23 protein-coding genes and 1 tRNA gene are annotated in these 23162 nt (G+C 62.5%); 13 read left to right on the forward strand and 11 right to left on the reverse strand.

The window, feature by feature from the left end; all coding sequences use genetic code 11:
- Window positions 1-250: 250 nt before the first annotated feature.
- From LVY71_RS20270 to LVY71_RS20280, 3 genes are read right to left on the reverse strand one after another with little or no spacing between them, the layout of a single operon-like run.
- Entirely contained in the window at window positions 251-610 is a 360-nt protein-coding gene (locus LVY71_RS20270; protein ID WP_235101715.1) for a VOC family protein, read from the reverse strand.
- A 25-nt stretch (window positions 611-635) separates the two neighbouring features.
- Window positions 636-1487, reverse strand: coding sequence for a helix-turn-helix transcriptional regulator (locus LVY71_RS20275; protein ID WP_235101716.1), 852 nt, complete (start codon window positions 1485-1487; stop codon window positions 636-638).
- A 9-nt stretch (window positions 1488-1496) separates the two neighbouring features.
- Window positions 1497-2087, reverse strand: coding sequence for a methylated-DNA--[protein]-cysteine S-methyltransferase (locus tag LVY71_RS20280; protein WP_235101717.1), 591 nt, complete (start codon window positions 2085-2087; stop codon window positions 1497-1499).
- A 136-nt stretch (window positions 2088-2223) separates the two neighbouring features.
- On the opposite strand from LVY71_RS20280, the gene LVY71_RS20285 reads away from it, so the two are divergent.
- The 3 genes from LVY71_RS20285 (at window position 2224) to LVY71_RS20295 (ending at window position 4559) form a co-directional block, all read left to right on the forward strand.
- A tRNA-Gly gene (locus tag LVY71_RS20285) sits at window positions 2224-2297 on the forward strand.
- A 41-nt stretch (window positions 2298-2338) separates the two neighbouring features.
- Complete coding sequence (locus LVY71_RS20290) at window positions 2339-3517, forward strand: NADH:flavin oxidoreductase/NADH oxidase (RefSeq protein ID WP_235101718.1); 1179 nt, start codon at window positions 2339-2341, stop codon at window positions 3515-3517.
- A gap of 34 nt (window positions 3518-3551) precedes the next feature.
- Entirely contained in the window at window positions 3552-4559 is a 1008-nt protein-coding gene (locus LVY71_RS20295; RefSeq protein WP_235101720.1) for a 2-dehydropantoate 2-reductase, read from the forward strand.
- On the opposite strand, the gene LVY71_RS20300 is transcribed toward LVY71_RS20295, so the two are convergent.
- A complete protein-coding gene (locus LVY71_RS20300) occupies window positions 4560-5129 on the reverse strand; it encodes a PadR family transcriptional regulator (protein WP_235101721.1) in 570 nt (189 codons plus the stop codon).
- A gap of 69 nt (window positions 5130-5198) precedes the next feature.
- On the opposite strand from LVY71_RS20300, the gene LVY71_RS20305 reads away from it, so the two are divergent.
- The gene (locus LVY71_RS20305; protein WP_235101722.1) at window positions 5199-6803 is read left to right on the forward strand and encodes an AMP-binding protein; all 1605 of its coding nucleotides are present in this window, start codon (window positions 5199-5201) and stop codon (window positions 6801-6803) included.
- Between the two features lie 140 nt (window positions 6804-6943).
- On the forward strand, window positions 6944-7306 hold the full coding sequence (locus tag LVY71_RS20310) for a PRC-barrel domain-containing protein (RefSeq protein WP_235101723.1): 363 nt from the start codon (window positions 6944-6946) through the stop codon (window positions 7304-7306).
- A 40-nt stretch (window positions 7307-7346) separates the two neighbouring features.
- Here LVY71_RS20310 and LVY71_RS20315 read toward each other — a convergent pair whose 3' ends face one another.
- Window positions 7347-9005: an FAD-binding dehydrogenase gene (locus tag LVY71_RS20315; protein ID WP_235101724.1), complete on the reverse strand. Its 1659-nt coding sequence runs from the start codon at window positions 9003-9005 to the stop codon at window positions 7347-7349.
- Window positions 9006-9276: 271 nt separating this feature from the next.
- Here LVY71_RS20315 and LVY71_RS20320 point away from each other — a divergent pair, with 271 nt between their 5' ends.
- Together LVY71_RS20320 and LVY71_RS20325 are read left to right on the forward strand one after the other, a co-directional pair.
- Entirely contained in the window at window positions 9277-9750 is a 474-nt protein-coding gene (locus LVY71_RS20320; RefSeq protein WP_235101725.1) for a hypothetical protein, read from the forward strand.
- Between the two features lie 170 nt (window positions 9751-9920).
- Window positions 9921-10511, forward strand: a complete 591-nt coding sequence (locus LVY71_RS20325) for an SCO family protein (protein WP_235101726.1) — start codon at window positions 9921-9923, stop codon at window positions 10509-10511.
- Here the strand turns inward: LVY71_RS20325 and LVY71_RS20330 are convergent.
- Window positions 10495-12540, reverse strand: a complete 2046-nt coding sequence (locus LVY71_RS20330) for a glycosyltransferase family 2 protein (RefSeq protein ID WP_235101727.1) — start codon at window positions 12538-12540, stop codon at window positions 10495-10497. The genes LVY71_RS20325 and LVY71_RS20330 overlap by 17 nt on opposite strands.
- Before the next feature lie 93 nt (window positions 12541-12633).
- Here LVY71_RS20330 and LVY71_RS20335 point away from each other — a divergent pair, with 93 nt between their 5' ends.
- From LVY71_RS20335 to ybaK, 4 genes are read left to right on the forward strand one after another with little or no spacing between them, the layout of a single operon-like run.
- The gene (locus tag LVY71_RS20335; protein ID WP_502797613.1) at window positions 12634-13557 is read left to right on the forward strand and encodes a transporter substrate-binding domain-containing protein; all 924 of its coding nucleotides are present in this window, start codon (window positions 12634-12636) and stop codon (window positions 13555-13557) included.
- 15 nt (window positions 13558-13572) lie between these two features.
- Window positions 13573-14223, forward strand: a complete 651-nt coding sequence (locus tag LVY71_RS20340; RefSeq protein ID WP_235101731.1) for a Pr6Pr family membrane protein — start codon at window positions 13573-13575, stop codon at window positions 14221-14223.
- Window positions 14224-14248: 25 nt separating this feature from the next.
- Window positions 14249-15886, forward strand: a complete 1638-nt coding sequence (locus tag LVY71_RS20345; RefSeq protein ID WP_235101733.1) for a lysine--tRNA ligase — start codon at window positions 14249-14251, stop codon at window positions 15884-15886.
- Between the two features lie 25 nt (window positions 15887-15911).
- Window positions 15912-16385 carry a Cys-tRNA(Pro) deacylase gene (gene ybaK, locus LVY71_RS20350; RefSeq protein ID WP_235101734.1) on the forward strand — a complete coding sequence of 158 codons (474 nt, stop codon included), beginning with the start codon at window positions 15912-15914 and terminating at the stop codon, window positions 16383-16385.
- A 9-nt stretch (window positions 16386-16394) separates the two neighbouring features.
- Here ybaK and LVY71_RS20355 read toward each other — a convergent pair whose 3' ends face one another.
- Window positions 16395-17021, reverse strand: coding sequence for a S24 family peptidase (locus LVY71_RS20355; protein ID WP_235101735.1), 627 nt, complete (start codon window positions 17019-17021; stop codon window positions 16395-16397).
- A gap of 218 nt (window positions 17022-17239) precedes the next feature.
- Here LVY71_RS20355 and LVY71_RS20360 point away from each other — a divergent pair, with 218 nt between their 5' ends.
- The gene (locus LVY71_RS20360) at window positions 17240-17584 is read left to right on the forward strand and encodes a DUF952 domain-containing protein (RefSeq protein ID WP_235101736.1); all 345 of its coding nucleotides are present in this window, start codon (window positions 17240-17242) and stop codon (window positions 17582-17584) included.
- Entirely contained in the window at window positions 17581-18675 is a 1095-nt protein-coding gene (locus tag LVY71_RS20365; RefSeq protein ID WP_235101737.1) for a quinone-dependent dihydroorotate dehydrogenase, read from the forward strand. The genes LVY71_RS20360 and LVY71_RS20365 overlap by 4 nt, the downstream gene beginning before the upstream one ends.
- Here the strand turns inward: LVY71_RS20365 and LVY71_RS20370 are convergent.
- From LVY71_RS20370 to LVY71_RS20385, 4 genes are all read right to left on the reverse strand, one after another.
- A complete protein-coding gene (locus LVY71_RS20370; RefSeq protein WP_235102188.1) occupies window positions 18650-19945 on the reverse strand; it encodes an MATE family efflux transporter in 1296 nt (431 codons plus the stop codon). The two genes, LVY71_RS20365 and LVY71_RS20370, sit on opposite strands and share 26 nt — an antisense overlap.
- Before the next feature lie 57 nt (window positions 19946-20002).
- Window positions 20003-20308: a DUF6460 domain-containing protein gene (locus LVY71_RS20375; protein ID WP_235101738.1), complete on the reverse strand. Its 306-nt coding sequence runs from the start codon at window positions 20306-20308 to the stop codon at window positions 20003-20005.
- A gap of 67 nt (window positions 20309-20375) precedes the next feature.
- A complete protein-coding gene (locus LVY71_RS20380) occupies window positions 20376-22052 on the reverse strand; it encodes a cisplatin damage response ATP-dependent DNA ligase (RefSeq protein ID WP_235101739.1) in 1677 nt (558 codons plus the stop codon).
- Window positions 22049-23098, reverse strand: coding sequence for a ligase-associated DNA damage response exonuclease (locus tag LVY71_RS20385; protein ID WP_235102189.1), 1050 nt, complete (start codon window positions 23096-23098; stop codon window positions 22049-22051). Before LVY71_RS20385 ends, LVY71_RS20380 begins: the two co-directional genes overlap by 4 nt.
- Between the last annotated feature and the right edge of the window lie 64 nt (window positions 23099-23162).

Genomic DNA, 23162 nt, shown 5'->3' on the forward strand with positions numbered 1-23162 from the left:
TTGGTAAGGTTAAAGCCGCGAGAGTGATTCAAATTTGCTCAATAAATGCGAGCGATGTGTTGGCATCGCATTTTGTTCCAAGCGATTTTGCCGTCCTGAACGGGAGATCGGGCGCGGTTGTTCATTTCGTCGCTTGCTCAAAATGAAAGCAGCACGTTCGGCGAACTCAAACACCGCGCGTGCGCTTCACTTCGATAACAACTTCGGCGATTTGCGTGCTGATCTGTGGCGCGATTTCGTTTGTCGCGCGTCAGATGCAAACGGCTTCGACGTTGTTGCCGTCCGGATCGATCAGGAAGGCGGCATAATAAGTCGGACTGTAATCCTTGCGCGGTCCCGCGCCGCCATTGTCGCGGCCACCAGCCTTGAGGCCGGCTGCGTGAAATGCCTTGATGGCATCGTGATCGTTGGCGCGGAACGCAACATGTGCGCCGGCGCCTTCCGGCACTTTCGACAGATGCAGCCACAGCGCCGGTGCATCCTTCGGCCCCAATCCCGCGCCGGTGTCGTCGCGCGAACACAGCACATGGCCGAGGGGCGCAAGCGCCGCTGTATAGAATCGCACGCTGGCGTCGAGGTCTCTGACTTTCAGTCCGATATGATCGTACATGATGATCTCCTTGAGAGTATGGAGATCATCCTAGTGAGGCTGCCGACAACTGTTCTTGGAGAATCTTGCGGTCGCCGCGCGCGGCATTGCGGAAGCCTCGCGGAGAGACGCCTGCCGCGCGATGAAATGTCCGCACGAAATTTGACAGGTCGCCGAATCCCACGTCCAAGGCAATCGAGGTGATCGATCGCGCATCGTCGGCAAGGAGCCGAGCGGCATGGCGCAACCGCGAGCGGACCAGATATTGGTGCGGCGTCACGCCCAGCACGCTGGAGAAAAGTCGCAGGAAATGAAACGAACTGACGCCAGCTGTCTTCGCGGTGATGTCGAGATCGATCTCGCTGTCGGCATGGGCATCGATCCACAGCGCGCTTTCGACGGCGCGGCGGCGGTCGCGCACGGTGACATCTTGTCTCTTCGTTGTTTTGTCCGATGTCGTTTCGATGAAGCGGTTCACGAACAGCATTGCGGCTTCGTCGATCCCGATGTCGCTATCGCCGCGCCCGGCGGCTTCCGCCAGTTCGCCGTAGACCATCAGTCCAGGCAGCGGCGGTGCACAGCCGATGCGCAGAGCATCCCTGCGCAGGCCCATGCCGTCGGCAAACGCGGGCGAAAGCTGGAACGACAGACATTCGTCGCCGCAGATATGGTGGTCATGGGAGCAGGTGTATTCGTCGCCGGCGTGGCCAACCATCACCGATCCGGCTACCAGCTCGTGAACGCGCCCACGGGTGTCGTAGCCGAAGCTGCCCTTGCGGACGTAAGACAGCGAATGACACGCGTGTTGCTCAAGGAACGGCTTGTCGTCCGGCCCCATCGAGCACCGGTATGCGATCACGGAGAGCGCTTCGCTCTTAAGCAACGGCTTGATCTGCATGATCGAAGTCTATCGCCGCCGCCGTTGCGGAGCAATCGACAGGCCGGGATCGAATAGCATCGGGGCGTCCTCAGATGCGTGGCTCGCGATCCGGGCTCGCTCGATGGCGAGCATCCGGAATTTGGTGGCGACGCCGCCATTTGCGGAAAAGCCACCGGTCTTGCCGTTCGCGGCCAGCACCCGGTGGCAGGGGATGACGATGGGGAACGGGTTTTCGCCCAGCGCCTTGCCGACCGCGCGGGACAGCAGCTTGTCGCCGAGCCGCGTGGCGATGTCGCCGTAGGTCAGCGTTTCGCCGGGCGCGATGGTGCGGGCAATGTCGTAGACGCTGCGGTTAAATGCTGGCACCTGCTCCATATCGACCGCGACGAACGTCAGATCCCTGGCCGCGCCGCGCAGCAGTTCGGCCATGGCGTCGCAGGCCTGCCGGACATGGTCCGGCATGGCGACTTCCCGTGCCCCGGGGGCCTTCTGCGCGAGACGCGACAGCGTCCGGGCTTCGGTGGCTTCGGGCAACTGCACGCCCAGCAGGCCGTGGTCGCCCCACGCGATGCCGCAACGCCCGATGTCGGTGTCGAACAATGCAAGACCGGCTGTCATTCTGCGCCCCAAGCTCTCACAACCTCATAAGCCGAACTTGGAGAATCTTGCTCTTTTCAACGTCGCCTGCCACCCGAATTCTGCGGTCGGAACCACCTTGCGGCTGCGCGCCGGGTATGGCTAAGGTCAGGTCTGCGCGGGCGTAGTTCAATGGTAGAACGGCAGCTTCCCAAGCTGCATACGAGGGTTCGATTCCCTTCGCCCGCTCCAGTTTTTCCCGGATTATCCCCGCATCAATCTAAAGAGGTCTGATGTCGCAGCCCCGATTGTTCACGCCGATTGTGCTACGTGGCGTCACGTCGAAGAACCGCATCGTGATTTCACCGATGTGCCAGTATTCGGCCGACGACGGTCTGGCGAACGACTGGCATCTGGTTCACCTCGGCAAGTTCGCGCAGGGCGGTGCCGGAATCGTGATGACGGAGGCGACCGCGGTTAATCCAGAGGGGCGCATCACCCACGGCGACCTCGGCCTGTGGAATGACGCTCAGATCGCGCCGCTGAAGCGCATCGCGAATTTCCTTCGCGCCAATGGTTCGGTGCCTGCAATCCAGTTGGCCCATGCCGGACGCAAGGCCAGCATGCAGCGGCCGTGGTACGGCAACGCCGCGCTGACCGCGGAGGATGTGGCGCGCGGCGACAAGCCGTGGACCATCGTCGCGCCCAGCGCCATTCCCATGGACGACGGCTGGCTGATGCCGCACGAACTGACCGTGCCAGAACTGAAGCAGCTGTGTGAGGATTTTCGCCTGGCCACACTGCGCGCAGTGGATGCGCAGTTCGAGCTGCTCGAACTGCATTGTGCCCACGGCTACCTGCTGCACGAATTCCTGTCGCCGCTGTCCAACAAGCGCAACGACGCCTATGGCGGCGACCGCGCCGGACGGATGAAGTTTCCGCTGGAGATCGTTGAAACCGTGCGCGCCGCATGGCCCAAGGACCGGCCACTGTTCGTCCGCATTTCATCGGTCGATGGCATCGACGGCGGCATCGATATTTCCGACTCTGTCGCTTTCGTGAATGAGGCCAGCACGCGGGGCGCGGACGTGATCGACTGCTCGTCCGGCGGCTTGATGGGATCGGCAACCGCGGCGCGCATCCCGCGCGGCTACGGCTTTCAGGTACCGTTCGCCGAGCAGATCCGCAATGAGACCAAGGTGACCACCATGGCTGTCGGTCTGATCCTGCATCCGCAGCAGGCGGAGGACATCGTTGCCGAAGGCAAGACCGACCTTGTGGCCGTCGGGCGCGAAGCGTTGTTCGATCCGAATTGGCCGCTCCATGCCGAACTCGCCCTGAGCGACACCAAGGGGGAGATCGGTGACGGCACGTTCGATTCCTGGCCCAAGCAGTATGGCTGGTGGCTGGAACGGCGCGAGCCTGGCCTGCGCAAGCTTGCTGGCCACGCGTTGCCATTTCGCAAGGTTTAGGCGACGCTCCAGTTTGTCGTGGAGCGGACAGGGTATGGCGTCTTCGAAAACCATCTGCGTGGCAGGGGCAGGCAGCATCGGCTGCTTCGTCGGCGGCATGTTGCGCGCCGGCGGTCATCAGGTCTCGCTGCTGGCGCGGCTGCGGGTGATCGATGAGATCAAGCGGAATGGATTGACGATCACCAGTTTTGAAGGTCTCGAACATCGCCTGACCCTTGCGGAAATCACGCTGTCCGACGATTCGGCGATCCTGGCCGATGCTGGGATCATTCTGGTCACCGTCAAGAGCGATGATACCGCGGAGATCGCCGACCTGATCGCACGACACGCTGCGAAGGATGCCGTGATTGTCAGTTTGCAGAACGGCATCGGCAATGTGGCGGTGCTGCGCGAAGCGCTGCCGGATCACGATGTGCTTGCGGGCATGGTGCCGTTCAATGTGGTCTCGATGGGCGGCGGTCACTTTCATCGCGCCACCTCAGGCGACATTCTGCTGGAGAGAGACGAAGCCAATACCGCGAAGTGGCTCTCGCAGCCGGAGCTTGCTTTTCGCGCGGTGGACGACATCGCCGGCGTGCAATGGGGCAAGCTGCTGGTCAATCTGAACAATGCGCTGGTCGCCTTGTCCGATCTGCCGTTACGGGAGCAACTGTCGCAGCGGCCCTGGCGCGTTCTGTTTGCGGATCAGTGGCGGGAAGCGCTGCGTGTGATCAACGCGGAGGGCATCGATCCAGTTTCAACAACGCCACTGCCCGCGTCGTTCACGCCATTCATCCTGAGGCTGCCGGATTTTCTGTTCCAAAGGATTGCGGCGTCGATGGTGAAGATCGATCCGAAAGCGCGTTCCTCGATGTGGGAGGATCTGCAGCGCGGACGCCGCACCGAGATCGATCATCTTCAAGGCCTTATTGTCGGGCTTGCCAAGCGCCACGGGCTGAATGCGCCGCTCTCCGCCCGCATCGTTGCGCTGATCCGGAACGTCGAACAGGCGGGCAAGGGTTCGCCCGCGTTGACGCCGGAGCAAATCCGCAAAGTGGATTGATCAGGGCGCCGGCGGGTTCTTCGCAACCTCGTCCCAGAAATCGATGCAGGCTTTCATCATGCGAATGCCGAGATGCACCGACGCCATGCGGCGTTGCTTGATGTGAGTTTCCCCCGCGGTGCTCGCGATACCCTGATAGGTCGCAAGGCGTTCGCGATAGAGGCGGCCCTGATTGAGAGCGAGGGTGACGAGATCGTCCTCGCTCATGAATTCGCTGAAGAACAATTGCAGCACCGCAATGTCCCGCATTTCGAAAATTTCGCCGGGCGGTGATTTCACCCAGCCCTGCAATGCGCTCCGGCCCGCCTTCGTCAGGGTATAGACCTTGCGATGGCGGCCGCCGTTCTCGCTCTTGCATGAGAGCAATCCCGCTTCGGCCAGCCGCTCCGGCTCGCCGTAAAGCTGAGAATGGGGAAATGGCCAGAAATAGCTGACCGAACGGCTGACGGCGCGCTTGAGGTCGTAGGGCGTCGAGGCGCCACGCAGTCCGATCAGACCGAGCACCAGATACGACGTGGGGCTCAGGCGGACGGCCACGGGCAGCAGCTTGGCTTTGGTATGCGTTGACATAGTCTGTTTCGTACCATACGAATAGGAGTAACAAAAGTGCTGCAATGACGGCATTCACAGGGAGTGAACATGGCTGCCTTGGCAGGTGAACTTGCCTTGTCGCATTATCCGCCGGATCGCTCGGAGCCGGTACTTGAACGCTCCATTGGCGATGCGCTCCGTGCGGCGGCCGCAATCTGGCCGGATCGCACCGCGCTGGTCGAGGGTCTTCCCGATCGGACGAAGCGGCGCCGCTGGACTTTTGCATCCCTGCTTGCGGAATCCGAGCAAGTCGCACGCGCCATCGCGGCACGCTTCGCTCCCGGCGAGCATGTCGCGGTCTGGGCCGCCAACTGTCCGGAATGGGCGCTCGTTGAATTCGGCGCGGCCTTGGCTGGCGTCACGCTGGTGACAGCGAATCCGGCCTATCTCGCCAACGAACTGGCGTTCGTGCTCAAGCAATCGCAGGCCGTCGGCATTTTCGTGCAACCGCATTATCGCGATCGCGATCTTGTCGCGGTGGTCGAGCGGGTCCGTTCGGAGTTGCCGCGCTTGCGCGAGGTGATCCCGCTGTCGTCATGGAGCGAGTTCCTGCAATCCGCATCGGATGCGGCATTGCCTGCCGTCGGTCCGGACGACATTGCGCAGATTCAATACACATCGGGTACCACCGGATTCCCTAAAGGCGCGCGGCTGACCCATCGCGGCCTTGGCAACAACGGCCGCTTCTTCGCGCGCACCGTCGGCGCGGGGGCCGACGATGTCTGGATCAATCCGATGCCGATGTTTCACACCGCCGGTTGCGGGCTCGTCACCCTCGGCGCATTGCAGACCGGCGGCACTCACGTGATGCCGCCGGGCTTCGATCCCGAACTGATGATTCAACTGTGCGAGGAAGAACGCGGCACCATCATGCTCGGCGTGCCGACCATGGTGATCCGGATGCTGGACGATCCGAGCCTGCCGCAACGCGATGTTGCATCATGGCGTCTGGCGCTGATGGGCGGCGCACCAGTGCCGCCCGAACTGGTGCGCCGAGCGGCGCAACTGGTGCCGGGTCTGAAAGTGGCGATCGGCTTCGGCCAGACCGAGTCCTCGCCCTATCTCACGCATACGCTGCCGGATGATCCGCATCCCGACTGGATCGCGACGGTGGGCCGCCCGATGCCACAAACCGAAGTCCGTATCGTCGATCCACAAAGCGGCGATACGTCTCCGCTGGAGACAATCGGTGAAATCTGCGCGCGCGGCTACGGCGTCATGAGAGATTATTTCGACAATCCCGGCGCGACCGCTGGCGCCATCGACGCGGACGGCTGGCTGCATACCGGTGACCTCGGCAGCATGGACAAGTACGGCTATTGCCGGGTGCAGGGCCGGCTCAAGGATCTCATCATTCGTGGCGGTGAGAACATCTACCCGCGCGAGGTCGAGGATGTGCTGTTCACGCATCCGGCTGTCGCTACCGTAGCTGTGATCGGGGTGCCGGATCGCGAATGGGGCGAGATCGTCGTGGCCTTCGTTCAGACCAAGGCCACAGCCGATGAAGCCGCATTGACGGCGTTTTGCCGCGAGCGGCTGGCGTCCTACAAGGTTCCGCGCATCTGGCGCTTCGTCGCGCAATTCCCGCAGACGGCCTCCGGCAAGATCCAGAAATTCGTGCTGCGCGACCAGTACCTCGCCGGAAAAATCTGACGGCCGCAATGCGGCGAAATTCATCGGTGCTGTCTGAGGTCCGCGATTTGTAGTATATTCTGCGAGTGCTGATGGTGCTGCCGGGCGCGGCGGCGTTTCGATATTTGCTCTGCCTGGCTCCTCACCCACAGGAGGCTTACATGCATGCGGACACAATCAATCTGAAACCTCATCGTCTTGTCGCCAGCGATCGGGTGGAGGGAACCCGGGTCTTCAACGCCGATGGCAGGAAAATCGGCGCCATCAAGCGGCTGATGATCGACAAAACCACCGGCAACGTTGCTTACGCCGTACTGTGCTTCGGCGGCTTTCTCGGGGTCGGCGAGGATTATCGCCCGCTTCCATGGACGAGCATGAAGTACAATCCGGCCATCGAAGCCTATGAGCTTCTGACCTTGATGACCGACGAGGAACTGGCGAAGGCGCCGTCTTTCGGCACCGAGAAAGAGTTCGACTGGGGCAATCGCGTGCGCGAGGTCGATGCCTACTGGATCGGCTTCTGACACACGCGACCTGAGAGTCCCTGTCAGCGAGGCGGTCGCACTACAGCACTGCCTTGGCTGCGGCGCGGCCGGCGTTGCGCCCCGAGAACAGGCAGCCGCCGAGGAACGTTCCTTCAAGCGCGCGGTAGCCGTGCACGCCACCGCCGCCGAAACCCGCGGCTTCGCCGACGGCGTACAGTCCGGGAATGATCTGCCCGTCGTTGCCGAACACGCGCGAGTCGAGGTCGGTCTCGAAGCCCCCGAGCGTCTTGCGCGTCAGGATGTTGAGCTTCACTGCGATCAGCGGCCCGTAGGCCGGATCAAGAATCTTGTGCGGCTTGGCGGTGCGGATCAGCTTGTCGCCGAGATAGCGCCGCGCATTGTGGATGCCCATCACCTGGGTATCTTTCACATAGGGATTATCGATCTCGCGGTCACGCGCCTCGATCTGCTGTCTGATCGATGTGATGTCGAGCAGGTTCGCGCCGCTCAGCTTGTTCATGGCTGCGACGAGTTCATCGAGGTTATCGCGCACGATGAAGTCGGCGCCTTTCGCCTTGAATGCCTCCACCGGATCTGGCGCGCCCTTGTTGAAGGCGCGGCGGAGGGTCATGCGCCAGCTCTTGCCGGTCAGGTCCGGATTCTGCTCCGAGCCTGATAGTGCGAATTCCTTCTTGATGATGGCCTGCGTGAGAATGAACCACGAATAGTCGTGGCCTGTTTTCATGATGTATTCGAGCTGACCGAGCGTGTCGTAACCGGGATAGAGCGGCGAGGGCAGGCGCTTGCCGGTGGCGTCGAACCACATCGATGAAGGTCCCGGCAAAATGCGGATGCCGTGACCGGGCCAGATCGGGCTCCAGTTGTGAACGCCTTCGACGTAGTGCCACATGCGGTCGCGATTGATGAGGCGTGCGCCCGCAGCTTCGGTAATGCCGATCATGCGGCCGTCGACATGGGCCGGAACGCCGCTCACCATGTGCTTCGGCGGTGTGCCAAGACGCTTCGGCCAGTTGGCGCGAACCAGATCGTGGTTGCCGCCGATGCCGCCGGAGGCGACGATGATGGCCTGCGCCTTGAGCGTGAAATCTCCGGTCTCGATGCGTGAGGTCTTCATGCCGCGCGATTCGGATGCCGGTTCGAGAATTTTTCCGCGCACGCCGGTCGCGGCTCCTCCCGTCATGTCGAGCGCATCGACGCGGTGGCGGAATTTGAAGACGATGCGGCCGGTCCTGGCATGTTCGCGGGCGCGCCGCTCAAAGGGCTCTACAATGCCGGGGCCGGTGCCCCAGGTGATATGGAATCTGGGAACTGAATTGCCGTGACCCATGGCGTCATAACCGCCGCGCTCGGCCCAGCCGACCACGGGGAAGATCCGGTGTCCCATCGCCTGTAGCCAGCCGCGCTTCTCCCCCGCCGCGAACGCCACGTAGGCTTCGGCCCACTTTCGGGGCCAATGATCCTCCTCGCGGTCGAAACCTGCGGTCCCGAGCCAGTCCTGCAGCGCCAGGTCGTGGGAATCCTTGATGCCGAGCCGCCTCTGCTCAGGCGTATCGACCAGGAACAGCCCGCCGAGCGACCAGAAGGCCTGCCCGCCGAGATTCTGCTCGGCTTCCTGATCGACCACAATCACCCGTTTGCCTGCATCGGCCAGTTCGGTGGCCGCCACGAGGCCCGCCAGTCCTGCGCCGACGATGATTACGTCCGCATCGTTCGCCATTTTTTGTTTCCCCCAGTTCCGGGATTGAAACGCGGCGCGCGAAGCGCGGTCAACGAAAATTGCGAGCGGACGCGCTTCCGCGCGCCTTAGGTCGTCCAATGGACCACGCTGCGATGTTCCAAATCGGGATCATGTGACGCAGGTGCAGCAAGCCAGCAACACTACAACAGAATCCATCTTCACCCGGTTGGCCGATCTGGACAAAATCGCTGAGTCGCAACACGCTGACTATGCCCCGACGATCCACAGGCAGGGGGCGACGGGGCCGGCAATGAAGATTGTGACGGGGATTCTCGCGGCGGTGCTTTTCCTTGGCGGAATGGGCGCGAGCCACGCCGTCATCAGGATTTCCGAAGACCGGGGCGGTCGCATCGGCACCTACGTGGACAGATATCAGGGTCTCAAGGGATCCGGCGAGACTGTCATGATTGACGGCCTTTGTGCATCGGCCTGCACTATCGTGCTGGGCGCCGTTCCTCACGACAAAATCTGCGTAACCTCGCGCGCCAGTCTGGGATTCCATGCGGCATGGGACATTGGGGCCAGCGGCCGGCCGGTGACGAATCTCGAAGCGACGCGGATGTTGTACGAGATGTATCCGACGTCGATCCGTAGCTGGATTTCACGCCGCGGCGGTCTCAAGCAGCGCATGATCTTTCTGCGCGGGCGTGAACTGGCCAGCATGTATCGTCCCTGCTACATGGACGCACAGGCCTCCGCTCACACGCCATCGGCGCACCGGTAAGTTCGACCGGGTCCCCGGTTTTCTGGATTTCGCTCGCTGTCATGTGATCCTGCATGGGAGTGCGGTGCTTGCCCGCATGGGCGTACCGCTCTATCTCAAGACCGTTGCAGCTGAAGCCGCGACATTCCCGCCGCGCGCCTGCGACATCAACGATCAAGGACCGGATTGCGATGGACAAGACCACACGGCCGCTCGTGATCATCGCGGCGTTTGCCGGCAGCCTCGCAATTGGTCTTCTTGTGACACTATGGCTGTTGGGCGGTTTTGGCGGCGTGACCGCGCCGGCCGCGATCGGCGGGCCATTCCGCCTGACGGACCAGAATGGCCAGGCGGTCACCGAGAAAAGCCTGATCGGCCGCCCGACCATCATCTTCTTTGGTTTCACGCATTGTCCCGATGTCTGTCCGACGTCGCTGTTTGAGATGTCGGAAGTCCTTCGCGCCCTGGGCCCGGACGCGGGCAAGATGAATGCGTATTTCGTATCGGTCGATCCGGAACGCGACACGGCCGCCGCGATGAAGGACTATCTTTCGAGTTTCGATCCGAATTTGAAAGGCCTCACCGGAAGTCCGGAAGAAGTCGAGCGCGTGATCAAGGCCTACCGCGTCTATGCCAAGAAAATTCCGCTGAAGGAAGGCGACTACACGATGGATCACACCGCGCTGATCTATCTGATGGATCGGAAAGGTGTCTTTGTGCGTCCGTTCGACTTGAAGCGAAAGCCGGAAGAAGCTGCCGCCGATCTCAAGCGCTATCTTTGATCCAGCTCTTTGCACCGCGCATCCGGCGTGACTGAGGTCGTCGTGAGATGCGCGACGTTCGCGCGAGGCCGTGCTCTGTCTTCTCCCAGCGATAGGGCTCTTTCAGCAGCTGATAGAGCGCACGCCACGCGGCGATGGACAGGCAGACCCAATAGATCGGCGTCAGCGCCAGAACCCATGCTTCGTGCAGCAGGCCCCGCCTGGCCAGCCCCATCAATCCGATTACGACAGTGGTGAGATAACCTGCGGCAATCGTTGCCAGATAAAGTTCGATGAATGGCTTTGTGAAGAACGACGACACACTGCTGTCGAATGCACTAAGAACGCCTCGCACCAGAATTTCGCCGAGCAGCAATGGATGTGCCAGCGCGGTCAGGACGTTTCCGCCGACGATGATGTTGAGGGTAAAGAAGCCGCCCGCTCCGGCGTCGCGCCAGAGTTGCCGCGGCGAGCGCATGTGGACGCTCCATGTTTGCATCCAGCCTTTCATCCACCGCGAACGTTGCCTTAGCCACGCTCCAAATCGTGCCGGGGCTTCCTCGAAGGTCGTCGAGGGAAACATCACGCTGCGATACTTGAAACGCGCCAGCCGGAAGCCGAGATCGGCATCCTCGGTGACGTTGTATGGATCCCAGCCGCCGACCTCGCGAAGCACGCAGGTGCGGAAATGATTGGAGGATCCGCCGAGCGGCAACGGCATCTCGAAATTGGAGAACCCTTGCAGGAAGACGTCGAACTGTCCGGCATATTCGGCCGTGAACATGCGCGGCAGCCAGCCGTCGGCGGTGTTGTCGATGCAAAGGCTCGCCTGCGCGCAGACGACGTCCGGATCGTGGGTGCGGAAGACGTCGAGCGCCGCGCGCAACTGGCCGGGTTCGGGCCGGTCCTCGGCATCGAACACCGTGATGAAGGTGCCGCGCGCGAAGGTCAGCGCGCAATTGAGGGCTTTCGGCTTTGTGCGCGGTCCGGCATCGGGCGCGATGATGACCTGGACGTGCGGCATCGGCCCCAACCGGGCGATTGCCGCGCGGGTACCAAGATCGTCCGGCTCGATGACGAACTTGATGTCGAGTTTCTCGCGCGGGTAATCCAGTTCGTCGATGTACCGCATCAGCGGCGCGACGGAGGACGCCTCGCGATAGAGCGCCGCGACCACGGTATAGACGGGGAGCTGGCTGTCGTGCAGCCGAGGGAGGCGCGGGTGCCGTTTGCGAGGTGAGAAACATCCCGCGAGCCGCAGGCTCGTGAACAGCAGAAACCAAATCGCGAGAATGACGCTGGACACGTCGATGACGGTCAGCGGCGCCAAGGTCAGCAGTACGATTGGGCCTGCGAGCCGCGCCAAAGAGCGGGCAATCGACATCATGCGCCCCCGCGAAACCGGCATTGGCGCGGCGGATAGTTCGGGGAACCGCGCCGCGAGACCATCGGCCGCGACGCGCTCCAGCAAGCCTCCGGATTCAGCTTCGAGGAACTCATTGAGGTGCGCGGTCGAGGTGAGCCGCAGCCGTTCGCGCAAGGATGGAGCCTGCGCAATCCGCCGCAATGTACGGCGCACGGTGTATCCGCGCGGGACCGATACCAAGACAAGACCGTGCTGCCCTCGGATCGGCAGCATTCCGTGGCGCGCGATCAGATGAACCTGGTCGTCCGGGAGCAGGCAATCGGCGCGGCTGGTGTTGCTCAACGTCTCGACTCGCAGGCCGCTGTGAGCGGCGAGCCGGTCAAGATAGACACTCTCCTCGATCACGCCCCACTGGATAAGCACTTGATCAGCTCCGACGCCGATTTCGTCGCTGCGTTGTTCCGCTGCTGCCAGCAGCGAGGGAGCGAGCACATGACGCAGGCAATCGAGTTCCACGGCGGGGCCGGGCTCGCGCTGCCGGGGCCGATTGTCATTCTGCGACTGCGGAAATCCAAGGAAGCCGGCAAGAACCGAGGTAACATTTCGTGCAGACGTTGCCAGGTCGGCAAAACGCAGCCGCCAGGCGCTTTCGTCTGACTCGTTCGCCCGCCCAGCCACGGCCATCCGACCGCCACCCCACGCTACAAACGGCACTCGAATCCGTCCGCGGATGGTCTATAAGACCCGACACGCGGACCCCAATAGATGCAACCACAGATGGCATTTTTCTTCAATAAGCAATTGCGCTCTGCGGTGTTTACAACCGTTGGATGGGTTGCGCTGTGCGGCCTCGCGGTGACGTCGCCTGCATTCGCCCAAGGTGGGCCGGCTCCGGCAAAGCCGTCCGCTCCGGCCGTCATTCCGCAGCCTGCCGCGCCGCAGGCGGTGCCGGGCTTCTGGGATCCACGGCGGCGCCCCGACCGGCCCGATCTGGCACGTTTGACGGTCATCCGGTTTCTGACCGAGACGGACTATCCGCCTTTCAATTTCACCGGTCCCGACGGCAATCCGGCCGGCTTCAACGTCGATCTCGCCCGGATGATCTGCGAAGAAATCAAGGTGGCCTGCACCATCCAGATGCGCCGGTTTGAGACGCTGGTGGATGCGATCAACGGCAACCGCGGCGATGCGATCATCGCGTCACTGGCCGTCACGCCACAGCTTCGCGCCAAGCTCGATTTCAGCGATCCGTATTACCGTGCGCCCGCGCGCTTCGTTTCGCGGCGCGACGCGGTGATGGCGGAGGTTCGCCCCGAATATCTCGAAGGCAAGAAGGTCGGCGCCATCGCCGGCTCCTCTCACGAGGCCTACCTGAAGACGCTATTCACCGACGCGCAACTGGTCAGTTTCCCCAATGACGACGCGCTTCGCCTCGCGCTGCGACGGGGCGAAGTCGATTTCATTTTCGGGGACGCGATTTCGCTGGCGTTCTGGATCAACGGCACCGATTCCGGCGACTGCTGTGCGTTCAGCGGCGGGCCCTTTACAGAGAGCCGTTATTTCGGCGAAGGCGTCGGTATCGGTGTCAAAAAGGGCAACGACCTGCTGAGACAGGCGCTGAACTGGGCGATGTTCCGACTTTGGGAAAAGGGCCGCTACACTGATTTGTGGCTGCGCTACTTTTCGGTCAGTCCCTTCTAGTTTGCGGTCAGGCACATGACGGTCATGCCAACGGCGAAACTCAAGCGGGCCGCCGCGGCGCTTCTCGCGCTCGTCGGCTGGGCGGCGATTGGGCTTCAATATTACCTCACGATGAAGACCAGCGGAGTGATGGGTCTTTCGCAGATCGAGGGCATTGTCCGCTTCTTCTCCTACTTCACGATTCAGGCCAATATCCTCGTCGCGCTGGTGCTGACGGCCTTTGCCATCAAGAGCGGCCCTGATGAATGGCTGGTGCACCCCTTCGTGCGCTCGGCCGTGGCGGCATATATCGCCATGGTCGGTCTGGTGTATGTCGTGCTGTTGCGTCACCTCTGGGCGCTCACCGGCGCGCAGTGGATCGCGGATGTGGCGCTGCATTACGTCATGCCGGTCGGCTATCTGGCGTTCTGGCTGACCTGTGTTCGCAAGACGGGACTGCGCTGGTACGATCCGCTGCTGTGGCTGATCTATCCGCTGTTCTATCTCGGCTTCGTGCTGGTACGCGGAAAGATGTCCGGGTTCTATCCGTACCCCTTTATCGACGCCAAGACCTTGGGTTATGCAGGCGTTGCGGCTAATACAGCCGGCTTGCTGATCGTCTGCGCTGCGCTCGGCGGTTGTCTGGTGGTGATTGGCTTGCGGCTCGCGCGCCGTCAGCCGGCCTGAATGTGTCTTTGCGCGGAGATCCTTGATGTCGAGTGAAATGCCTGCAACCGCGAGCGACCTGCGCGCTCTTGCCGAACAATCCAACGCCTGGCCCTTCGAACAGGCGAAGCAGATTGTGGCGCGGTTGAAGAAAAAACCGAAGGATGAGGTGCTGTTCGAGACCGGTTACGGTCCGTCGGGCCTGCCGCATATCGGCACCTTCGGCGAAGTGGCGCGCACCACCATGGTGCGTTATGCGTTCCGCGTGCTCACCGAGGACAAGATCAAGACGAAACTGCTGGCGTTCTCCGACGACATGGACGGTCTGCGCAAGGTGCCGGACAACGTGCCCAACAAGGAGATGCTGGAACAGGACCTCGGTAAGCCGCTGACCCAGGTGCGCGATCCGTTCGGCACGCATCCAAGTTTCGGCGAACACAACAACGCGCGGCTGCGCGCCTTCCTCGACACCTTCGGATTCGACTACGAATTCGCCAGCTCGACCGAGTATTACAAGTCCGGACGCTTCGACGCGACGCTGCTCAAGATGCTGGAAAACATCGACAAGGTGATGGCGATCATGCTGCCGTCGCTACGCGAAGAGCGCGCCGCGAGCTATTCGCCGTTCCTGCCCATTTCGCCGCGCACCGGAATTGTGTTGCAGGTGCCGATCGTAGCCCATGACACCAAGGCTGGCACGGTCTCCTACGACGATCCCGACACCCAGGAGCGCGTCACCGTTCCGGTCACCGGAGGACACTGCAAGCTGCAATGGAAGCCAGACTGGGCGATGCGCTGGGTGGCGCTCGGCGTCGATTACGAAATGGCGGGCAAGGACCTGATCGACTCAGTCAAGCTGTCCGGCAAGATCTGCTCGGCGCTCGACGGTACGCCGCCGGAAGGCTTCAACTACGAATTGTTTCTCGACGACAAGGGCCAGAAGATTTCCAAGTCGAAGGGCAATGGCCTCACCATCGACGAGTGGCTGCGTTATGCCTCGCCGGAATCGCTGTCGCTGTTCATGTATCGTGAACCGAAAGCGGCGAAGCGGCTGTATTTCGATGTCATCCCGCGCAACGTCGATGACTATCAGCAGTTCATCGATGGCTACCCGCGTCAGGACGCCAAGCAGCGCCTGAGCAATCCGGTCTGGCACATCCATGCGGGCCATCCACCACTGGCCGACATGCCGGTGACCTTCCAGTTGCTGCTAACGCTGGTGTCATCATCGAACGCTGAGAACGCCGAGACGCTGTGGGGCTTCATCGCCCGCTATCGTCCGGGCGTGACGCCGAAGACCCATCCGAAGCTCGACGCAATGGTCGGCTACGCGATCAACTACTATCGCGACTTCGTCGCGCCGACGAAAAAGTTCCGTCAGCCGACGGAGAGCGAGCGGGTGGCGCTTCAGGATTTGCGCGATGCGCTATCGCAGTTACCGCCGGAAGCGTCCGCCGAAGACATCCAGAATGTAGTCTATGAAATCGGCCGCCGCGAGCCGTTCCTCGATCAGGTAAAAAAGGGCAAGGACGGTCGGCCGGGCGTGTCGCTCGACTGGTTCAACATGCTCTATCAGGTGCTGCTCGGGCAGGAGAAAGGCCCGCGCTTCGGATCGTTCGTCGCGGTCTATGGCATCGCCAACGCGATTGCGATGATCGACGGCGCGCTGGCGCGGACAGGATAGCCGTCGCGCGGTTCCGGAGCCACGAATGTCCAAAGTGACGCGCGCAACGAAGATGCTGGAGCAGGCAGGGATCGCCTTCACGGTCCATACCTACGATTACGACGGCGACGCCGACCGGATCGGATTGCAGGCCGCGGAGGCGCTCGGCGAGCCGCCGTCGCGCGTGCTTAAATCGCTGATGGCGCTGGTCGATGGCAGGCCGGTTTGCGTGATCGTTCCTTCGGACCGCGAAGTCTCGATGAAAAGACTGGCGGCTACATTCAGCGGGAAATCTGCGCAGATGATGAAGCCGGCGGATGCCGAGCGCCTGTCGGGATACAAGGTTGGCGGCATCAGCCCATTCGGGCAGATGCGCGCGCCTCGCGCCGCCATTGAGGAAGAGGCGATGGTGAACGATCTGGTGTTCATCAATGGCGGGCAGCGCGGATTGCAGGTGCGGCTTGATCCGCGCGACGCGGTCAAGGTGCTGAACGCACTCGTCGCGCCGCTCGTGGCCTGATGCGGCGCGTTACTGGCTTGCCCACACGATGCGGGCGATCCACTCGACGTTTTTGGCGTCGATGACGCGGTCCTTGTGCGCCGGATTGAGCGATTGCAGTTCGATGACTTTCGCGGTCCGGCGCTTCAGTTCCTTGACCATGACCTCGCCGTCCTTTGTCTTGACGACGACGCGATCGCCGCGCCGGATCGGCGATTCCGGCGAGACGATGATGACGTCGCCATCGCGATAGGCCGGCTTCATCGAATCGCCGGAAATTTCCAGCGCATAGGCATGCTCGTCGTTGACCGACGGAAGACCGACTTCGTCCCAGCCTTTGCCGACGGGAAAGCCGCCATCGTCAAAATAGCCGCCAGTGCCGGCTTCGGCGAATCCCAAAAGCGGCACAGCCTGCACAGTGCGCGCGGTATCCTCGATGAGGTGGACGAATGTATCGATGGTTGTGCCGGTTGCTGCCAGCGCCTTGGCCACCGATTCGGTGGAAGGCCAGCGTTCGCGCCCGTCCGGCGTGACGCGTTTCGATTTGTTGAACGTGGTGGGGTCGAGCCCGGCGCGCTTGGCAAGCGCGGATGCCGATAGTCCTGCACGCTCGGCGAGGCGATCGAGCGCATTCCAGATCTGATCGTGAGTGAGCATGGACGTTGGCCGGATGAATGGCCGGCCAAGGGAGACCGGGCGGTGAATTTTATCGGAAATCTAGGAATTATTACCTTGAATCGCGGGCGTCTGCAATCGGCTGCTATTCCAAATGCTGCCCTTGAAGTGACTGGAGCGCGCCGATACGGTCTGCCGGACTTTCGGCCGAGTGCCGAAAAATCATGAAATAATTCAACAGCTCACGAGAATCCGCCAGCGTGACCACGATCTACAAGATTTGCCCCGCGTCCGCCTGGCGCGAGGCCGAGCGGCAGGGCGTCTTTCGCGGCAGCGCTGACGACCGGCGCGACGGGTTTATTCATTTTTCGGCGGCGTCCCAGGTCGCGGGCACGGCGGCAAAGCATTTTGCCGGGCAGATCGGCCTGTTCCTGATCGCCATCGACGCCGCAGCTCTGGGCGAGGCGTTGAAATGGGAGCCATCGCGCGGCGGTGAGTTGTTTCCGCATCTCTATGGCGAACTCGATATCGGCGCTGTGACCAATATTCTCGACCTGCGCGCCCGATCCGACGGCTCGCACGATATTCCGGAGTTGGTCTCGTGATCCGTGCCTTCGATCTCTTCACGTTGCCGCTGCTGCGCCGGCTTGATCCCGAGGACGCACACCGGCTGGCGATCGGCGGATTGCGGCTGCTTCCCGCCATGAAGCCGCGCGCAGACGACCCCCGGCTCGCCACGCGGGCGTTCGGCCTGAATTTTCCCAATCCCGTAGGCATGGCGGCGGGCTTCGACAAGAATGCCGAGGTGCCGGACGCACTGTTGCGGCTGGGTTTCGGCTTTGTCGAGATCGGCTCGGTGACGCCGAAGCCGCAAGAGGGCAATCCGCGCCCGCGTCTGTTTCGTCTGGAGCAGGATTCCGGCGTTATCAATCGCATGGGTTTCAACAATGACGGCGCGGAAGCCGTGCTCCGGCGCATGGCCGCGCGCGCACGCCTTGGCGGAATCGTCGGCGTCAATGTCGGGGCCAACAAGGATTCGGCTGATCGCACAGCGGATTATGTCCGGCTGATCGAACTTTTCGCGCCGGTGGCGAGTTACTTCACCATCAACATATCGTCGCCCAACACGCCGGGTCTGCGCAACTTGCAGCAGGCGGCGGCGCTGGACGATCTGCTGGCGCGGGTGGTCGATGCGCGCGAGCGCGTACGCAAGAACGCGGGCGATTCGCCGCTGCTGTTGAAGATCGCGCCCGATCTGACATTGCAAGAACTCGACGACGTCGTTCACATCGCGCGCTCGCGCCGGGTCGATGGTATGATCGTTGCCAATACCACGTTGTCGCGGCCGGTGTCTTTGCGTGATCAGGCGCGGGCGAAGGAGCAGGGCGGCTTGTCGGGACGGCCGCTGCTGAGACTCTCCACGCGGATGGTGGCGGAAACCTATGTACGCGCCGAGGGCGCATTCCCGCTGATTGGCGTCGGCGGGATCGATTCCGGCGGCGCTGCGCTGATGAAGATTCGTGCCGGTGCCAGCCTGATCCAGCTCTATTCGTCACTGATCTACAAGGGTCTTGGGCTCGTCGAGGACATCAAGGCTGATCTGGTGTCCACGCTGCGGCGGACCGGACGCGAGAGTCTGTCCGAAATTGTCGGCGCAGATGCGGCGACGATTACTGCGGAGCCCTGGCCGGAATAAGCTGCGGCGCGGTGTCAGCGAACGTACTGCGCGCCAGCGCGGGATAGCGCCAGGCCTGCAGCAGGCCGCGCGCCATGAAGAACACCAGAAGCGCGCCCCAGAGGCCGTTGTTGCCGAGCGGCTGCAGCAGCCACCATGCCGCAAGGTAGATGATGAAGGACGCCACCATCAGGTTGCGCATGTCCCGCGCCCATGTCGCACCGATATAGATTCCGTCGAAGCTGTACGCCATCACGCCGCAGACCGGCGCAAGGGCGGCAAGCCACATGAAGTTGCGCGCGGCGGCGCGAACCTCCGGGCTGGTGGTGATGGCATCGATTAACGGCCCGCCCGCCAAGAGGAAAATTAGCGTCACCGTAGCGCCGAATACAAAACCCCAGAGCGTGACAAGCTTGACGGCCTGCGCGAAGCCGTGCCGGTCGCGCGCGCCGACACTTCGCCCGCACAACTGTTCTGCTGCGTTGGCCAGCCCGTCGAGAAAGAATGAACCGATCAGGATGAAGTTGTTCAGCACCGCGTTGGCGGCAAGCACGTTGTCGCCTGCGCGCGCGCCTTGCGCTGTGAAGAACAGGAATGCAGCAATCAGCGCCGCCGTGCGGATCATGATGTCGCGGTTGATCCCCAGCATGTGCAGAAGCTTGCTGCGATCCAGCAGCACATCGCGCGGGACGCCGATGCGCCCGCCCAGGCTTCGCCATGCAACGGCGGCACCCGCGATCAGTCCGATCCCTTCGGCGATGACGGCTGCGATCGCCGCGCCGGCGATTCCTGTCCCGAGGCCGAGCACTAGCCAGGCCGTTGTGGCCATGTTGACCACATTGATGATCACCTGAAGCGCGAGCGCGGTTCCGGTGCGGGCCTGTCCCACCAGCCAGCCGAGCAGGACATAATTCGCCAGCACGAAAGGCGCCGACCACAGCCGGATCGCGAAATACTGGCGCGCCGCACCGGTTACAGCTTCGCTGCCGCCCATCAGGCTGAAAATCAGCGCAGAGACAGGCGCATGCAGGGCGATTAAAAGAACGCCGACGAAGAGTGCGATCAGCAGCGCCCGCGCGAGAACCGCGCGAATTTCGAGCCGGTCATCCGCGCCCACTGCCTGCGCCGTGAAGGCGACCGTTCCCATGCGCAGAAAACCGAACAGCCAGAACATGCAGTCGAAGACGATGGAGGCGATGGCGACGCCGCCGAGAAGATAGGGCTCGCCAAGACGCCCCACGGCGGCTGTCGCGACGACGCCGAGGAACGGCGTTGTCAGATTGGCCAGCATTGCCGGTGCGGCGATGGCGAAAACGCGTCCGCTGGTGACCTGGAACGATCCGCTCAATCAGCGAGGCCGCTGTGTGTTGAACAGTCGCGAGATCAGCCATACCGGGATCACGATCACCGCGCCCAGTAGGAAGTAGCGCCACACGCCGTTGATGAAGTCAAAGCCCAGATTCCAGATCCAGTCGATCAGGCGGCGAATGCTGTAGACGATATTCCACGGATCGAACCCGATCGCGGCGAGCACCACGCCGACGAGCAGCGACAGCAGCACCAGCCGCAGAAATACGGCCAGCGGCGAGCCGCCGAGAAAGCGCGACAGGGTATCGTCGTTCCTGACTGGCACTTCTCTCACGTCGTCCGGCATCGTCGTCTCCTCAATGTCGTGTGCTCATTGCACACTAGCACGCACATGGGAGATCGTCTCCCCTCCGTCAATGGCTTTCAGCGGTCGCCGGAGACGGAATTGTCTCCTCGGAGATTAACATCCGTTCAAGTGTCTCGAGCCGGTCGGCGTCGCGCGGCGGTTTGTCCCACCGCAGGCGGCTAATGCGGGGGAATCGCATCGCCACGCCGGACTTGTGCCGGGCCGAACGCGCCAGCCCTTCGAAAGCCACCTCGAACACCAGCCCCTGATCCGGCTCATGAACCACATGACGCACCGGGCCGAATTTCTCGGTCGTATGGCGGCGCACGAAGCGGTCGATTTGAATCAGCTCCTCGTCGGTGAATCCGAAATAGGCCTTGCCGACCGGCACAAGCTGGTCGCCATCGTCGCCCTTGGTCCAGACGCCGAAAGTATAATCGGAGTAGTACGACGAGCGCTTGCCGTGGCCGCGCTGGGCGTACATCAGCACGGCGTCGATGATGTGCGGATCGCGTTTCCATTTCCACCACTGCCCTTTTGGGCGACCGGGCAGATAGGGCGCGTCGTTGCGTTTCAACATCACGCCCTCGACCGCATCGGCATCGTCGCCCGCGCCTGCGCTGCCGGGATTGGCGCGGGCGGCGGTGAGATCATTCCATGACGCGAACGGTATCTGCGGCGAGAGATCGATGCGCGGATCGGCAAGCTGCGCGATGAAGGCCTCGAGTTTTGCGCGCCGCTCGATAAAGGTCAGCATCCGCAGGTCGTTCTCGCCATCGCTGAGCAGATCGTAAGCTCGCAGATGGATGGGATAATCCTTCATCAGCTTCGGCGTGACGCTTTTACGATTGAGCCGCTGCTGCAATACGTTGAAGGTCTGCACCCGTCCGTCGCGCAGCACCAGCAGTTCGCCATCGAGAGCGCCGGGGACGTGCAGCGACGGTGCCAGATCCGGAAAGCTTTTGGTGATGTCCTCGCCGGTCCGCGAATAGAGTCGCGTGAGGATGTTGCCACCGTTATCGCGTCCACAGACGGCCTGCACGCGAATGCCGTCCCATTTCCACTCGGCGGTGAAATCCTCCGGCGAGAGATTGGCGAAATCTGTATCCTCGATGGCATGTGCCAGCATCACCGGGTGGAACGGCGCGGGATCGTAGTTGACCGGTTTGTCGGCGCGGCCCTCCAGCCACGCGAACAGATCGAGATAGGGTGGCGCGATCCCGGGCCAGATCAACTCAACGTCGTGCGCGTCTTTCTCGGCAAGCGCCGCCGCGGCGGTCTTTGCCAGCCGCGCCGAGACACCGATGCGCAATCCTCCGGTGACGAGCTTGAGCAGCGCCCAGCGGCCGGTCTCGTCAAGTTCATCGAGCCAGCGCACAAGCTGCGCCGGGATTTCGGTCTTGCCCAGCGTATTGAAAGTGGTAACGACGTCGGTCAACGTTGGCGGGGGCGGCGAATTGTTCGCGCGCCTGTCCGCCGGCCACATCAGCGCAACGGTTTCCGAGAGATCGCCGACGTAATCATAGGACAGCGCGAACAGCACCGGGTCGGTGCGCGCGGCGATCAGGTTACGGATCAGGCCAGCCTTGGCGTGGCGAAAAGAGAGCGCGCCGGTGAGCGCCGCCAGTGCCCAGCCACGATCCGGGTCCGGCACCTCGCGAAAGTAACCGGTGATCAGCCGCAGCTTGTTGTTGCGTCCCGGCTCGTAGGCGAGGCGGTCGAGCAGATGCGCGAAGCGGTTCATGGCGCCGCCGCCTCATCCGCCAGCGCTGAATCTCCGTCCTCATCACCATATCCGACCAGATCGAGCGGCCGCGCTTTTAGTCCCTTCGATTGGCACCAGTGCATCAATGCGTCTTCCTGCCCGTGCGTGACCCAGATCTCGCCTGCGCCGGTCGCATCGATTGTCGCGGTGAGACCGTCCCAGTCGGCATGATCGGAAATCACCAGCGGCAGTTCGATGCCCTTCTGTCGCGCGCGGGCACGCACCCGCATCCAGCCCGACGCAAAGGCTGCGACAGGGTCGGGAAACCGCCGTGTCCAGATGTCGGTGATGGCGGTGGGCGGCGCCAGTGTAACGGTGCCGGTGAGGTCGGCTTTCTTCATACCCCTGGCCATCCGGAGGTCGCCGAGGCCGATACCGCGACTCTCGTAGTAGCGGGTGATCTTTTCCATAGCGCCATGCAGGTAGATCGGTGCGTCGTAGCCGGCGGCGCGGATCATGGCGATGACTCGCTGCGCCTTGCCGAGCGAGTAGGCCCCAACCAGATGCGCGCGGTCGGGAAACAGCGCTACGGAGGACAGCAGTTTTGCGACTTCGGCCGCCGCATCGCCGTGGCGGAAAACGGGGAGCCCAAACGTGGCCTCGGTGATGAACACGTCGCACGGCACAACCTCGAAGGGTGCGCAGGTCGGATCGGGCGCGTCCTTGTAGTCACCCGATGCGACGATTCGGGTTGTCCCGCCCGTCACCGCGATCTGCGCCGAGCCCAGCACATGGCCCGCCGGATGAAATGTGACGCTGACGCCGCCGAGCCTGATGGTCTCGCCATAGGCAATCGCCTGTGTGCTGCCGGCGAAATTGTCGCCATAGCGCAGCCGCATGATGTCGAGAGTTTCCTGCGTCGCCAGCACAGCGTTGTGGCCCGGGCGGGCATGATCGGAATGGCCGTGGGTAATCAGCGCTCGCTCGACCGGCCGCACCGGATCGATGTAAAAGTCGCCGGGCTTGCAGCACAGCCCGGCGGCGATGGGCATCAATATGTCCTGTGGACGCTTCTGCGTAATCATCTGCGCTATATAGTCGCTCCGGAAGCCCGTTGGAGTCTGGTACATCCTGCGCGGTTGTCTCATC

It is taken from the genome of Bradyrhizobium sp. G127, assembly GCF_021502575.1.
In the GTDB taxonomy this organism is placed as follows: domain Bacteria; phylum Pseudomonadota; class Alphaproteobacteria; order Rhizobiales; family Xanthobacteraceae; genus Afipia.